We start from the raw sequence: 15,448 nt of genomic DNA on the forward strand, positions 1-15,448 counted from the left end.
AAAATGAAAAAGAGTATTGCTTTCTGCTTAGTGTTTTTTCTTTTTCTGGGTTGTAGTGAGCGTGAAGAGAATGCAGTTCAGAACTCCTCTAACCCAATCGTTCATCCCACTGAACATGCTTTTTTACCTGATTCAGTTATCGGCTCCGTCATTAACACGTCAGAAATATTTGATACCCCTCTCTACTCCGAAAATGAATTATTGGTAAGAATCGGGAAGAATGAAGGTCAGATGGAAGAGATTCTGGGATCGTTGACAGGGGCCGGAGTGGTGGGAGATGATCTGCTGATTATTGCAGATGATCAGCAAAATATGATTCGTGTTTACGACTTGAAGACAGGCGGACACCTTTTCCCCCTGGCACGAAGTGGGCGTGGACCGGGTGAGTTGTTTGAGATTGCAGCTTTAGAAACCAACGGCCGAATCGTTGCCGCGGCTGACCGGATTCAAAAGATCGAATTATTTGAGTGGAAAGATGGAGATCAGTTTGAAAACCGTTTGATCGACATCGATTTTACGCCTCATTTCCTCTGCCTGCTCGGCGATCGTCTTTTTGTTTCCGGATTTCACTATGTGAACAAAAACACGATTCATGTTTATGATGTACAGGACGGTCAGCACATCAAATCTTTTCATGATGCCTATCCTTCCGAGAGTTTTATGACTCAGATGATGTTGTCAAACAACAGGGTCGCTTGCAACAACTCAACGGGAACCGTGGCCGTTATGAATCCCTATTTACCCTATGTGTACGGGTACAATTCAGAAGGAGAACGGCTTTGGACATCAAAATTAGAGGACTTTGCACCGGTTGAGGCAACCGAGTTTATGAGTGAGAACGGAAGGCCCGGGGTTACCAAGAGTATCAGGCCTGACGGTATCACAGATATTTATTCTCAATTCATCTCATTCGAAGATTCCGATTTTTTCCTGCTGCAAATGAACAGAATGGAGAAAAAAGATGGCGAGACGATACATGGTCAATTATTAACCATGAAAATTGAAGCTGCTACAGGAATTGGGCAAGTCGTCAACTCTGAGCATCCAATTATTGAGGACCTGCCCCGGAATTATACCATCTCGAAAACCAACCGCCCTTACCCACAGATATCGGTATATGAAAGAAACGAACCTTAGAATTACCCACATTATTGGATTGATTTGGATCATGATCGCTGGTTTTGCATGCAACGATTCTGAACCTGAATTAGACGGTTCAAATAGCGCTGAAACATCCGTTGAAGGCACTTCACCTGTCGAAACTGACGAGTCAGACTACTACTTAACCCATAAAGAAGAGCTGGTATTTATATTTGCATCCTCGCGCTCAACGTGCCCCGCTTGTGAGGACGCTGAGCTTTCAGAATTGATCAATGACATCAAAACAAAAATTCAAGACAGGTCCCGGGAACTTGGAATCGGCTTTACATCCATAGGGATTGCGGTTGACTGGAGCCCGGAAACCGGAATTGATCATTTGCGGAATATCAGTATATTCGATGAGATGATCGTTGGCAGAAACTGGTACAATACGGGAATGATTAAATATACATTCTCTGAATTCCCAGGAAGAAGAGGATTGCCGCAAATTATTATCACCAAAAGAGTTTATTCGGGCGAAATGAATCCGGATCGAGGGGTCATCAGCGGCTATAATGGTATTGAAAGTGATGTGGAACTGCACAGGGTTTTTGGCCCGCCTGCTTTTGCACGGTGGAACCGGGATGGGCTTCCTTTCTCAAGAGAAATCGATTAGTTGCGGATAGTCAGACAACGTTCGCAATTGAAATGACCTCTGTTTTTTTGAAGTACCCAATATACAAATCAAATACAGAGGCTTCATCAAAGCTTCTTAAACCACCCCTAACCCCTCCTTGAAAAGGAGGGGAGTGTCGCCGTTACCTGGATTTTCCCTGATTGAGTTATTAACTCACCTCTATTCTACCGTAGCCGGCTCCTGGCCGTCGGCGTAGGCCTCCAACGGCAAACAGGTGCACACCAGGTTGCGGTCGCCGTAGGCGTCGTCCATGCAGATTAATAAACATAAGATTTGCTATTGATTTTTTTTTTCAACATTCAGAAAAAATCTTAGTCATATATTAAATATTATCTGTGATATAAGATCTTAAGTATTGTATGCATATAGCAAGAGAATAGATATAAAAACGAAAAAGAACCTGTGGGTAACAGGATAAACATCAATTAAATGGAGAATCGACATGAATTACAGCAATAAATCATATCTTAGAATCTTTACTGCCCTAATGGCATGTTTCTTATTAGCTATCACCTTTCAGTTTGATTTAAATAATACAGATCAAATAGATAGTCAATCAATTAAGATTTCATTGAATGACGCCGAAGCAAGATCAGATGATGATGAATACTATATGACAACTACCTATTGTTGGGAAACAGGTGAACCAATCTGGATATGTAAAGTGGGCGAAGGTAACTGCTGTGTTTCATGCCAGGGTACATGCAGTTCTTCAGATCCTGGTGAAGGGTAATATCTAACTAAATCTTTAAAACCCTCATGAATAAAATGAGGGTTTAAATTTCCAAATATGAGATACCTAATTCCACTTATCGCACTTTTTCTCACCTCTTGCAATAGCAATGAGCGTGAAATTCAAGATCACAATGATCTTGAGCAGATAAGCATTGACGTAAGTAAATCAGAAGAAATTATGATGTCAGATTTCTTTGATAGTATTGATTACGTCACTTTGAAAACACCTGATAGTGATGTAATTGGGAGAATACGCAAGATCGTTATACAAGATGATTACATGGCATTTCTCGATCAGGCGAAAAACAGTATTTGGATACACACAGCCGAAGGTGAATACGTGAATGAAGTTGCCATACCCGTCGGCAGAGGACCCGGTGAACTTGAACAAATTGAGGACATCGTTTTTACCGGTAATAATGAAATTCACGCTCTCGGTGCATTTAAGATCGTAGTTTATAAAATGGATGGTGAGTACCAGCGAGAGGTCCCTTTTCGATTTTTTATTTACCGTTTTACTTATGACGAAGATTCAGAACTATACATCGGCTATGCAGCCAACTCTCTTAACGACATACTTGACAATACCCATAGCGGGAAAAACTTAATCGTATTTAACAATAAAGGAGAGATTGTCGACAGTTTCTTACCTATTCCTGAAGGACGGCAAGAGCTGGGCTACCTGGTTCCGAACAAATTTCCAACATACAATGGTGAAACATTATTTTTTCCCCACCTTGTAGATACAGTTTATACGATTACATCTAGTGGAGCTTCTCCAAAATATGCCCTGGATTATGATGATTATTCGGTTACGGATGAAGTATTTGCAAGAAGATCCATTTACGATAATTCTGAACATTCGGCTTTTGAATTCACAGAAAATGAACTTTGGGCCAATGACTATGTAAGCAACATGACATTTTTTAATGAAACGGATGCTTACATATTTTTCAGAATCGGGGTTGGCCGCACACAGTACAATGTCATTTATGACAAAAACAAGAAAGAATCAAAAGTGGGGCCCATGAAATTTGTAAACGACATGGATTTTGGCTTTGTGCCAAACATCTATGCAAGCTATGATACCGCCCTTTATTCCATCATAGAGGCCGGCGATTTGATCCGGCAGTTGAACGACCTGTACGAAAACGAGCCGGAGAAGTATGCCCAGCCGAATACGCAGAACCTGGTAAGGCTGGCCCGGTCTGTTTCGGAAAACAACAATCCCATTCTTCAGATTGCTACGTTTAAGGAGTAATTAACGGGCGCTTTCAAAGCTTCTTAAACCAATCCCCGGCCCCTTCCGCCAGCCGGCGGATGGGGAATCCTTCCACTTTTCAGTATTTATTAATCTCTATTCTACGGTCGCAGGCTCCTGACCGTCTGCATATGCCTCGAGCGGCATGCAGGTGCAAACCAGGTTACGGTCGCCGTAGGCATCGTCGACGCGGCTCACGGCAGGCCAGAACTTGTTGAAACGCAGGTGCGCCAGCGGGAAGGCTGCCTCTTCTCGTGAGTATGGGCGGTTCCACTCATCGCTCATCACCACGCGCATGGTGTGCGGGGCGTGCTTCAGCACGTTGCTCTCTGCATCGGCCCGTCCCTCTTCAATCGCGCGGATCTCGTTGCGGATGCCAATCATTGCATCGCAAAACCGGTCCAGCTCCTCTTTCGATTCGCTCTCGGTCGGCTCGATCATCAGCGTACCGGGAACGGGGAATGACATTGTCGGGGCGTGAAAGCCGTAATCCATCAATCTCTTGGCCACATCGGGGGCGTCAATGCCCGCGCTCTGCTTGAAGCCGCGTATATCAATGATAAACTCGTGGGCGGTGCGTCCGCCGCGGCCTGTATAAAGAATCGGGAAATGATCCTTCAGCCGGTCTTTCAGGTAGTTGGAGTTCAGGATGGCCACTTCCGTCGCTTCCTTCAGTCCCTCAGCACCCATCATGCGGATGTAGGCGTGCGAGATGGTGAGAATGCTGGCACTGCCCCAGGGTGCGGCCGCAACGGGAGCAATACCCTGATCGCCGCCGGTTTTCACCACCGGGTGACCCGGCAGAAACGGAACCAGCTTCTCCACTACGCCGATCGGGCCCATTCCGGGTCCGCCGCCGCCGTGCGGAATACAAAACGTCTTGTGCAGATTCAGGTGGCACACGTCCGCCCCGATCTGTGCCGGAGAGGTAAGGCCAACCTGGGCATTCATATTGGCGCCGTCCATATAGACCAGTCCGCCATGCTCGTGTATCAGCTCGCAGATTTCACGGATGTCCTCTTCAAACACACCATGAGTTGACGGATAGGTGACCATGAGCGAAGAGAGATTTTCGCTGTGCTTCTCCACTTTCTCCCGCAGGTCGTCCAGGTCGATGTTGCCGTTCTCGTCGCATTTGGTAACAACCACCTGCATGCCGGCCATCACGGCGCTGGCAGGGTTGGTTCCATGCGCCGATGACGGAACGATGGTCACATTCCGGTTCGTTTCGCCTTTGGCATGGTGGTAGGCGCGGATGGTCATCAGGCCCGTATACTCGCCCTGCGCGCCGGAATTGGGCTGCAGTGAAACGGCCCTAAACCCGGTGATTTCTGATAGCCACCTCTCCAGTTCATCAAAAAGCTTGTGATAACCGGCAGCCTGATCCTCCGGAACAAACGGATGGATTTTTCCGAATTCGGGCCAGGTGAGCGGAATCATCTCCGCCGTGGCGTTCAGCTTCATGGTGCACGACCCCAGCGAGATCATGGAGTGTGTAAGATCCAGATCGCGATTTTCCAGCTGCTTGAGGTATCGAAGCATCTCATGCTCGGAGTGATACTGGTTGAATACCGGATGATCCATAAACGGCGTGGTGCGCGTCAGTTCCTCTGGGTAGCTGACCGTCACCGCTTCGGAAGCCTTATTTACATCGAAAGAGCTGCCTTTTCCTGCCGCTTCAGCGAATACATGGAGTACGTCGTCCAGGTCGCTCAGGTGCTTGGTTTCGTCGAAAGAAATGCCCACGCGGCCTTCGGATTCGGAATAGCGGAAATTGATATGGCGCCTGAAGGCTTCCGAACGAATTTTTTCAATGGTGCCAACATCCAATCCGCCTACGGTGATTGTATCAAAAAAGGTTTCCGTCTCAATTGTGTAGCCCAGCTCTCTGAGCCCTGAGGCGGCCAGTTTTGTAAGACCGTGAATTTTGGACGCAATCCTCTTCAGGCCCTGCGGACCGTGATAGACACCGTAAAAACCGGAGATCACAGCCAGCAGTACCTGTGCGGTACAGATGTTGGAGGTTGCTTTTTCACGGCGAATATGCTGCTCGCGGGTTTGAAGGGCCATTCGGTTGGCTGCGTTCCCCTCTGCATCCTGGCTTACACCGATGATGCGTCCCGGAATTTGACGTTTGAAATCTTCGCGTGTGGCAAAATAGGCGGCATGCGGACCTCCGTAGCCCATTGGGACTCCGAACCGCTGCGTGGAACCAACCACTACGTCTGCCCCCATTTCTCCGGGAGGCGTAAGCAGCGTGAGCGACATCAGGTCGGCCGCGACGGCCACGTAGACACTGTTCTCGTGTGCTGCTGATATTAGAGAGGTGAGATCGCGAACATTTCCATGAGTATCGGGATACTGCAGCAACAGACCGAAAAGTTCCGGATGGGTAACATCCAGCTGCTCGGGATTACCCACCATAAGGTCAATTCCGATCGGCTCCATACGGCTTTTCAGAACGGCAATCGTCTGCGGATGGCAGCCTTCAGATATAAAAAATGTGTTAGCTGTTTTTCTTTTCTTTCCTTTTCGCTGACTGTGAAGCATTGATACCGCTTCGGCGGCAGCTGTTCCCTCATCGAGAAGAGAGGCATTGGCCAGCTCCATGCCGGTGAGGTCTGTCACCATTGTCTGGAAGTTAATCAGTGCCTCCAGCCGTCCCTGCGCGATCTCCGCCTGGTAGGGCGTGTAGGCCGTGTACCAACCCGGATTTTCCAGTACATTCCGCAGAATCACGTTTGGAGTAACGGTATCGTAGTAGCCCATTCCTATAAAGGAGCGGAATATTTTATTCTTGGTGGCAATACTGCGGATATTTTCAAGATAATCCTGTTCGCTAAGTGCTTCGGGCAGGTCGAGGGGTTTGTCCAGCCTGATCTTTGAGGGGATGGTCTCCTGTATAAGATGATCCAGGGATGATGCCCCAACGGTTTCGAGCATGTCATTTATCTGATCTTCGCCCGGACCAATATGACGCGATGAAAAGGACTCTTTTCCAAACTGAATATGCATATAAAAAGAAATTTAATGGTAGAAAATCATTCGGTGCAACAACACAAATAGGGATAGAACGGTTCACGCAAACTGTACTTTTTTCACGTATTGAAACCGTGTCAAAAAGATACAATATTTTCTTAAGTAAGGCATCCCGGGTGTGCCATGATTCACGCAAAAATTACAGTGAAAAATGTTCATGTTAATTTTTTTAGTCATGGCTAAAAATTGTAAGTTTACAAAAACGAACTAACAGATCATTTTTATGGAAGAATTGTCGATTTCGCAATGGTTTCTGGGGCTGCACCCTGTCTGGCAGGCTTTTATAGGCGGCAGTTTTTGCTGGTTAACAACATCCATCGGTGCTTCCGTCGTATTTATCCGACGGGAGGTAAGCAGAAAATTTCTTGACACTTCACTTGGATTTGCTGCGGGAGTGATGATTGCGGCCTCTATCTGGTCGCTCATTGAGCCCTCAATGGCTATGGCGGAGTCGCTGGGTTACAGTTTTGAGTGGGTACCGGCCACATCCGGATTTCTGCTCGGTGCACTTGTGATACGGCTTGGGGATGCATATCTGCCGCATCTGCATCTGGGTTTACCCCAAGATATGGCTGAAGGAATTAAGACCAAATGGCGACGGGCTACGCTTCTGGTGATGGCCATTACGCTTCACAATATCCCGGAAGGACTGGCGATTGGGGTTCTTTTCGGTGCTGCAGCATCCGGTATTGATCCCACCGGCACCGCAACCGTAGCCGCCGCCATTGTACTTGCACTGGGAATTGCGATGCAGGATTTGCCGGAGGGAATGGCCGTTTCCATGCCGCTTCGGGGTGAGGGCGTATCAGCTGCGCGAAGCTTCAACTATGGCCAGCTTTCCGGTATGGTTACCGCACCCTCGGCCGCATTGGGAGCCATGGCCGTGATTGCCATTCAGCCTATACTGCCATACGCGCTTGGCTTTGCAGCCGGCGCAATGATTTTCGTGGTTGTGGAAGAGCTCATTCCCACATCCCAGCGCGAAGGAAATACGGACATTGCCACACTCGGAACAATCATTGGCTTCTGCGTCATGATGGTGCTGGATGTTTCGCTGGGCTGAAAAACCGCTCAATATTCAACCGAACAACCGTGCAATGATCAAGTCTATTCTATATTTTGGGATTGATCATAGCTACTTTCAGTGATTAAACGTATTACGTTTCTGCCAACCAAGAACCACGATCAATTGCATTTTCTGGCAGTCTGTATACTAGCCTGAAATATTTTGATCAACTCAATACACTCTTCTATTGCAGATTGAACTTGAGTGGGTGATTTGTGCAATTTGGCTTTGTGTATCATCTTCAGGTTTGCTCTGGACTCATTCAGCTCTTTAAGAACAAGCTTCATTTTGTGAATAAAATCACGCCGTGATTCTGCACTTTGAGCCTCACCATAATGCAATCCTGGTGAAGTGCCCGAGCGTATCAGCTGTCCGGCCAAATGCATTCCCCCGTAAGATTTGCTATTCATCCCACTGGAAAGATGAATAATCAGTACCCCAAAATCGACCAATCGGTTCTCAAGATCATACTTTATTTGTTTCACTATGGCTGTATCCTCCTCCCTTTTACAGTATGAACCGAAAAAATCAAACTCCTTACAAAATCCAATAAAAAAGATTGAGTGAATGTGTGATACTAAGGAAAACGTATGCGTAAGCAGCCTTCTTGACTTGGAATACACCGCTCAATCAGGCAATAAACGTGATACGTCTAAACATTGAACATTGATCATTGCCATGTTGAGCAGTTGAGCGGTTGGTCATTTCCTTATAACTTCCCCGTCTTTCGATGCCTGCTTAATAACATTGCCCGATGTAAAGGCATAGAAAGGCGTAATCGGGTAGCCCGTCTGGCGGAGTGCGCGGGCGGTCCACGTATTCGACGTCTTTGGCAGGTGGTAACGGCCCGTGGCTTCAAAAAAGGTGCTGTTGCGATAGAGTCCGTCAGCTGCCATAATCACTTCACCATCCGCATTCCGCCGGAACCTTTGTTGAATAAATTTCCCCAGTTTGTCCATCCCCTCTTCGGTTACCTGTATTTTCACAACCCTGCTTCTGCTGAAATATCTCACCGGCGGAACGTCCATCCCAACAACCTGAATCACGCTTTTTGTCGGCCAGAGCGCGGCGCGGACCAGCAGCCAGAATCCGGGATCTTCATGCGGAAAATAGCGTCCGTCGCCCCATTCAAACATCAGGTATTTCGCACCGGGCATCTCCGTGTGTTCCGGAATGAAAGACTCAATATTGCTGCTCTCCGTTACAATACCCGCGTGCCAGCCATGGCTTACAATATAGACGGTGACCGGACGCATTGACTCATCATCGGGGTAGAGATCCTTCACGGGTCCCAGGCAGCCGGAAATTATCATTGTTGCTGATAGCAACAGAAGCGCAAAGCCGGCATGTCTGATAGAAATGATCATAACTACAGCTCAATACCCCGATGCCCGGTCTGTCTCATACAGCAGGTCCATGCCGGACAAAAGGCGTTTGTAATTTTCAGCGATTACGGCCGCAGCCTCTGCGGGGTCGGTAACAGATGCAACGTGCGGTGTGATTGTAATGGTTTTCCGGTTCCAGAACGGATGATTTTCCGGCAAGGGTTCTTTCTCAAATACATCCAAAACGGCGTGCGATATCTGCCCCGTGTCGAGGGCATAAATCAGATCTTCCTCTATCAGGTGCTGTCCCCTGGCCACATTGATCAAGAATGACGGTTTCTTCAATTTTTTGAACAGCTCGAGATTGAGAATACCGTTCGTTTCGGGAGTAAGGGGCAGCAGGCAGACCAGAATATTTGTTTGATTCAGGAAATCTTCCAGCTGATTTTGGGTGTATGTGCGGACACCGTCCAGTTCTTTTGGGCTTCTCGCCCAGCCTGTAACCCGAAACCCGTTATCCCTCAAACGGCTGGCGGCGTGAACACCCAATTTACCCAGACCCATTATACCGATCGTGATCTCCGTTTTTGAGAGCGAGCGCTGCGGCGACCATTCCGAATTCCGATGCATTCTGAAATAATACTCTGAGTGGCGCATCAGATTGAGAACGGAAGTCAGAATGTAGTCGCTCATCTGATCAGACAGCGACGGGGCCACGATCCTTGTTATACGAACTGACTCCGGAAGAGTCGCATCGGAGAGGATGTGATCGACACCCGCTCCCAGTGAGGAGACCGCCTTCAGGTTGGGAAACTGATCCAGAACTCCCTCCGGGTGATTCCATGCAACCGCAAACTGAACCCTTTGAGGCTGCGATACGGCGGGCCAGATTTCGACCTCTGCATTCGCATCCTGCTTCAGGATTTCCTCCCTGAACGGTTCCATGTTTCTGTTGCGGGCAACAAGTACGATCGACATGCTTAAAAGATTTTGTGACAGCGGCGTGATAACCGGAACTGAAAATCTTAAATCAAACCGCAAAAGCCAACTACTGACAACTCCATTTCAAATTCCTGAACAACCTTCTTGTCTTGCACACATATATTTTACATATTCTGTTCCGGAAACATTTCAAGAAATTCATTATGCAAACTGCAATACCCTATACAGACAACGAAAAAGCTGCCGGGCCGAACAGGCCGATAGAAACAGGTTTCCCCTCGCCCGCCACCGATCACATAGAGAGCCCGCTGAACCTTCAGGAATATGTGGTCCGGCACCCGGCTTCCACCTATTTTGCGCGGATCGGTGAGGAGGGACATCCGGAACTGGGACTCTACAGCGGAGACATCGTGGTGGTGGACCGGTCGCTTGCACCGCGCCCGAACAGCCTGGTTATCGCTGAGCTTCACGGTGAGCACAAAATCTGCAGGCTTCACAGTAAAAACGGTACGTGGCTTCTTGAAGACGGTGCAGGCATAATTCATGAAGTGTCGTTTCGTGATCCGTTCGATACACCGGTATGGGGGCGCATTACCCACGTCATTCACCAGGTTTGATGAAATCAATAAGAAATCGCATTGACGTCAGCCATGTTTTCAGCATTTGCCCTCATCGATTGCAATAACTTTTATGCTTCGTGTGAGCGCGTTTTCGATCCTTCGCTTCGCAATCGACCCATTGTAATACTCTCCAACAATGACGGCTGTGTGATCGCGCGATCCTCAGAAGCCAAGGAGTTGGATATTGCCATGGGGACTCCGGAATTCAAGGTGAGGAGATTACTCAACAAACATCGCGTAGCTGTGCGCTCATCGAACTATGCGCTCTATGGGGATATGAGCCGCCGGGTATTTGATACCATTGAGTCTGTTACCGCCGACCTGGAGCTTTACAGCATCGATGAAGCCTTTGCACGACTATGCGCACCCACCGAAACCGACCTTGCGTCATTGGGTCGAACCATCCGTAATCGTGTTTGCAGGCATACGGGCATTCCGGTATCCGTTGGTATTGCGCCCACCAAAACACTCGCCAAACTGGCCAACGAACGAGCCAAGAAAGATCCCTCCTATGGTGGTGTATGCTCTATGATGCAGCCGCGCATAATCCGGGATACGCTTAAACAGTGCCCCGTATCCGGCATTTGGGGAATTGGAAAAAAGTTGTCCCATCATCTGAATCGTCACGGCGTGAAAACTGCTGCACAGCTCTGCACCATGCCCGACAAATGGATTCGTTCCAATATGAAAGTAACAGGGCTTCGCACCGTGATAGAGTTGAGAGGTACGCCCTGCCTGGAGATTGAAGAGAGCCTCGACGCCAAAAAGGGAATCATGAGTTCACGGTCGTTCGGCAAGCCCGTTTCCGATTCCGAACAACTAATGGAGGCGGTATCCACATTTACTGCACGGGCAGCAGAAAAGCTCAGAAGCCAGGGCTGCGTGGCCGGTTCGCTTACGGTCACGATCTCAACCGATAAATACAGGGATCCCAACCGGCCATACAAATTCAGCCGTACCCAAACACTAAAAAATCCCACTGCCTCAACCCCTGTTCTTACGGCTGCCGCCGGACGCATCACCGGCTATCTGTTCAAAAACGGCATGGTCTACAAAAAGGCCTCCGCCATGCTCACCGGGCTCATTCCGCAAACCGAGATTCAGGCAGACCTGTTCAGCGATGACCGATATTCCGGAAAAGACCACAGCCTGATGGAGAGTATGGATCGAATCAATTCGAGATTTGGAAAGAAGACGGTTGTAAGTGCATCTTCAGGCATGGACCCTGAGTGGAAAATGAAGCAACAGCACCTGAGCGGCCGCTACACCACTCAGTGGGGTGAGCTGATGGTAGTAAACCGCTGACGCCTTTCCCTGCGCACGATTTTCCTTTGCCCTATTTTCATATCGGATTGCTACATTACATGGATGTGATCCATTTTTCAACAAAACGAACCGCTATACCTATGCTTTCCATCAAAAAAACGGCATTCTGCCTTGTTTTGGCTCTGTTATTTATCCCCGGCCAAGCCATTTCACAGGACCAGTTCACCTTCGAAGACGTGATGAAATTTGAAGATATCAAGACGCCCGTCATATCAGCGGACGGGCGCTGGGTAGCATACGGTGTCTGGCCTGAAATTGGTGATGGTGAGGTACGAATTCGGTATGTGGACGACAGCCGCACGCATACAATTGACAGGGGTGAACGGCCGCAGCTTACTCATGACGGCAGCTGGGCCGGGGCTCTGATTCAGCCCCCCGCCGTGCCCCTTCCTGATACACAGAGTGATGACACGCATCCCTCGCTGGTGCTCTTGAGTACGGCGACGGGTGATACAATACAGTTTGCCGATGTGCGGTCATTCTCCTTCACAGAAAATGGCGAGTGGACCCTCATCCGTCATTACAGGCCGGATGATCTTGATGACGCTGCGAAAAAAAACAGCCGGCTTGGGTATCCGGTTACGCTTCACCATCTTTCCAGCGGCACCAGCCGAATGATCCCGTTTGTTCATGAGTCGGCGGCCGACAGCTCCTCTTCCCTGTTTGCGTATTCAACCGTGGACACAAGCGGTACTATAAACAGTCTTCGTGTTATTGGCCTTTCCGGACCGGATGAAGATGAATTAAGGCTTGCCGGCGGCGATAATATGCTCTATTCCAACCTGACCTGGGATCACGACCTTATGAGGTTCGCCTACACCTCCGCGCACATGGACACCTCCCGTAACTTTACGCCGGGCGATGCAGAAATATATATGGTCGATGCCTCAACCGGAGACCTCACCCTGTTAGTTGAACCCGATGACATTGCGGCCGGATACCGGCTGCGCGAACCCAACAGGCTTACCTGGACTCATGATGGAAACCGCCTCTTTTTTGGCGTTCAGGATGCGGTGATGGTTCAGATTGACGAAACGGATACACCCGAAGACTCTCTAACTATTGATAATCTCTATAGCGTTGAGCGTATTTTACGTGAAATAGAAGGAGACGTATGGCACTGGGACGATCCACAGATAAAGACTCATGAAAAGCAGACATGGAATCAGCGAAAAAATCATCTCTATACAGCCGTTTATCATATCGACAGGGATGAAATCGTGCAGCTTGCAACCCAGACGGTCCCTGACGTGCAGGTTGTACATCACAACGGCAAAACAATGGGGTATTCAGACCTTCCCTATCAAAAACTGCGCACGTGGGATGCCGCATACCGCGATGTCTATCTTATTGATATCCAGAGCGGGGTTCATGAACCCCTGCTGAAGAAACACAGATTCAGAGCCCAGCTTTCTGATGGCGGACATTTCACGGCATGGTTTGACGGAACCGACTGGTATCTGCAAAACAACCAGAATGGAATTCAGAAAAACCTGACCGCATCTATTCCCACTCCCTTTGCAGACGAGGACAATGACCGGCCGCGGCCTTCAGGATCCTATGGAATTGCGGGATGGACAGACAATGACCGGTCCGTATTGATTTACGACAAATACGATATCTGGCAGTTTGACACCGAAACGGGAGAAGCCGATATCGTAACAGCGGGCACCGGAAGAGATCGGCAGATGATATTCAGAATTTATGATACGGATCCTGAAAAAGAGACCTTCAGCCGCAATGAACGTCTTCTGCTGACGATGTATCACGACCGGGACAAACACTATGGATTTTATGAAGCGCGTGTCGGAAATGAAGGGGTATCGGCTCTACTGGAGAATCAAAAACGGTACCGCATCATTGAAAAAGCATCCGGCAGCAATGCGATTCTTTTTACACAGGAGAGCTATACGGAGTATCCCAATCTTTGGGTTAGCGGCAACCTGATGTTCAGGAATCCCCGGCAGGTAACCGATCTGCACAGTGATCTGACCGAACGTTTTGCGTGGGGCAGGGCTGAACTTGTGGAGTGGCTCAACATGGATGGCAGGCCGGTTCAGGGTGTGCTGATTTATCCGGGGTACTACGAAGAGGGCAAAAGATATCCTGTATTTATCTACTATTACGAGCGGTTTTCCCAGAGGTTGTATGAGTTCAACAAGCCCGTAACCAATCACCGCCCCAATTTTGCGCAATATACCAGTGACGGATATGCGGTATTTCTGCCTGATATCTGGTTTGATGTTCCCATTCCGGGATATTCGGCTACCAAAAACCTGGTTCCGGGTGTGCACAAACTTGTAGAAATGGGTGTAGCCGACCCGGACGCCATTGGTTTGCATGGACACTCCTGGAGCGGTTACCTAACCGCGCAGGTGATTACACAAACGGACATCTTTGCGGCAGCCGTAGCCGGGGCGCCGGTCGGTAATATGACCAGCGCCTACAGCGGCATCCGGTGGGGAAGCGGACTGGCCCGGCAGTTTCAGTATGAGCAGACACAAAGCCGCCTGGGCGTGAGCATGTGGGAGAACCTGAGTCCATATATTGAAAATTCACCGGTTTTCTTTGCCGATCGAATTAACACACCGATCATGATACAGCATGGAGATGCGGATGAAGCGGTGCCGTGGTATCAGTCCATTGAGCTCTACCTGGCCCTGCGAAGACTGGGCAAAGAGTCCGTTTTTCTGCAGTATCATGATGAGCCTCATCACCTGCGCAAGATGGCCAACCGGCTGGATTATGCAATCAAGATGAAAGAGTATATGGACCACTACCTGAAAGGTGACCCCGCTCCGGCCTGGATACGCGAAGGTGTACCCTACCGGGGGGAATAAGTCGTTATGAAATGCCCCGGGGAATTCTATTGTTTATCTAAATGAATGCAAACATAACTACAGCGACATGACCTGGACCGTTTATTTATCCGGAGAAATTCATTCGAACTGGCGAAACGACATAATAACGGAGGCCGGCGGGAAGAATCTGCCGGTCGAATTCACTGCACCCGTTACCGACCACGCAGCTTCCGACAATGCAGGAACCGATATACTTGGCAGCGAGGAGAGTTCATTCTGGAAAGATCACAAGGGAGCGTCCATCAACGCGATACGCACCCGTACCCTGATTGAGAAATCGGATATTGTGGTGGTTAAATTTGGTGAGAAGTACAGGCAGTGGAATGCTGCATTTGATGCCGGTTATGCGGCCGCATTGGGTAAAAAACTGATTGTAATGCACCCTGAAGAGCACACACACGCCCTAAAGGAGGTTGACTCTGCAGCTCTGGCTGTTGCAAAGACTCCCGCACAGGTAGCCGAGATCCTTGAATACGTTACCGTGAAGGAGTAGCTC

13 protein-coding genes are annotated in these 15,448 nt (G+C 48.8%); 9 read left to right on the forward strand and 4 right to left on the reverse strand.

Annotated elements, in window-relative coordinates:
• The first annotated feature begins 3 nt into the window (after positions 1–3).
• From DDZ15_RS15150 to DDZ15_RS15160, 4 genes are all read left to right on the forward strand, one after another.
• Positions 4–1,137, forward strand: a complete 1,134-nt coding sequence (locus DDZ15_RS15150; RefSeq protein ID WP_109647958.1) for a 6-bladed beta-propeller — start codon at positions 4–6, stop codon at positions 1,135–1,137.
• Complete coding sequence (locus DDZ15_RS15155; RefSeq protein WP_109647959.1) at positions 1,118–1,756, forward strand: hypothetical protein; 639 nt, start codon at positions 1,118–1,120, stop codon at positions 1,754–1,756. Before DDZ15_RS15150 ends, DDZ15_RS15155 begins: the two co-directional genes overlap by 20 nt.
• A gap of 463 nt (positions 1,757–2,219) precedes the next feature.
• The gene (locus DDZ15_RS16630) at positions 2,220–2,510 is read left to right on the forward strand and encodes a hypothetical protein (protein ID WP_146198611.1); all 291 of its coding nucleotides are present in this window, start codon (positions 2,220–2,222) and stop codon (positions 2,508–2,510) included.
• Positions 2,511–2,567: 57 nt separating this feature from the next.
• Positions 2,568–3,773 (forward strand): 6-bladed beta-propeller, encoded by a 1,206-nt coding sequence (locus tag DDZ15_RS15160; protein WP_109647960.1) that lies wholly within the window; start codon positions 2,568–2,570, stop codon positions 3,771–3,773.
• 96 nt (positions 3,774–3,869) lie between these two features.
• Here DDZ15_RS15160 and gcvP read toward each other — a convergent pair whose 3' ends face one another.
• Positions 3,870–6,788, reverse strand: coding sequence for an aminomethyl-transferring glycine dehydrogenase (gene gcvP, locus DDZ15_RS15165; RefSeq protein WP_109647961.1), 2,919 nt, complete (start codon positions 6,786–6,788; stop codon positions 3,870–3,872).
• A 247-nt stretch (positions 6,789–7,035) separates the two neighbouring features.
• Between gcvP and DDZ15_RS15170 the strand changes: the two genes are divergently transcribed.
• Positions 7,036–7,875 (forward strand): ZIP family metal transporter, encoded by an 840-nt coding sequence (locus DDZ15_RS15170; RefSeq protein WP_109647962.1) that lies wholly within the window; start codon positions 7,036–7,038, stop codon positions 7,873–7,875.
• Positions 7,876–7,997: 122 nt separating this feature from the next.
• Here DDZ15_RS15170 and DDZ15_RS15175 read toward each other — a convergent pair whose 3' ends face one another.
• From DDZ15_RS15175 to DDZ15_RS15185, 3 genes are all read right to left on the reverse strand, one after another.
• Positions 7,998–8,363, reverse strand: a complete 366-nt coding sequence (locus tag DDZ15_RS15175) for a four helix bundle protein (protein ID WP_109647963.1) — start codon at positions 8,361–8,363, stop codon at positions 7,998–8,000.
• A 216-nt stretch (positions 8,364–8,579) separates the two neighbouring features.
• Complete coding sequence (locus tag DDZ15_RS15180; protein WP_109647964.1) at positions 8,580–9,245, reverse strand: DUF2459 domain-containing protein; 666 nt, start codon at positions 9,243–9,245, stop codon at positions 8,580–8,582.
• Between the two features lie 9 nt (positions 9,246–9,254).
• Complete coding sequence (locus tag DDZ15_RS15185) at positions 9,255–10,181, reverse strand: 2-hydroxyacid dehydrogenase (protein ID WP_109647965.1); 927 nt, start codon at positions 10,179–10,181, stop codon at positions 9,255–9,257.
• Positions 10,182–10,348: 167 nt separating this feature from the next.
• Between DDZ15_RS15185 and DDZ15_RS15190 the strand changes: the two genes are divergently transcribed.
• The 4 genes from DDZ15_RS15190 to DDZ15_RS15205 all read left to right on the forward strand — a co-directional run bounded on the left by DDZ15_RS15190 (position 10,349) and on the right by DDZ15_RS15205 (position 15,445).
• On the forward strand, positions 10,349–10,762 hold the full coding sequence (locus tag DDZ15_RS15190) for a S24 family peptidase (protein ID WP_109647966.1): 414 nt from the start codon (positions 10,349–10,351) through the stop codon (positions 10,760–10,762).
• Positions 10,763–10,795: 33 nt separating this feature from the next.
• Entirely contained in the window at positions 10,796–12,070 is a 1,275-nt protein-coding gene (locus DDZ15_RS15195; protein ID WP_109647967.1) for a Y-family DNA polymerase, read from the forward strand.
• Between the two features lie 101 nt (positions 12,071–12,171).
• A complete protein-coding gene (locus tag DDZ15_RS15200; RefSeq protein ID WP_158278738.1) occupies positions 12,172–14,931 on the forward strand; it encodes an alpha/beta hydrolase family protein in 2,760 nt (919 codons plus the stop codon).
• 67 nt (positions 14,932–14,998) lie between these two features.
• Positions 14,999–15,445, forward strand: a complete 447-nt coding sequence (locus DDZ15_RS15205; protein WP_109647969.1) for a YtoQ family protein — start codon at positions 14,999–15,001, stop codon at positions 15,443–15,445.
• Positions 15,446–15,448: the final 3 nt, after the last annotated feature.

Source organism: Rhodohalobacter mucosus (genome assembly GCF_003150675.1).
Taxonomy (GTDB): domain Bacteria; phylum Bacteroidota; class Rhodothermia; order Balneolales; family Balneolaceae; genus Rhodohalobacter; species Rhodohalobacter mucosus.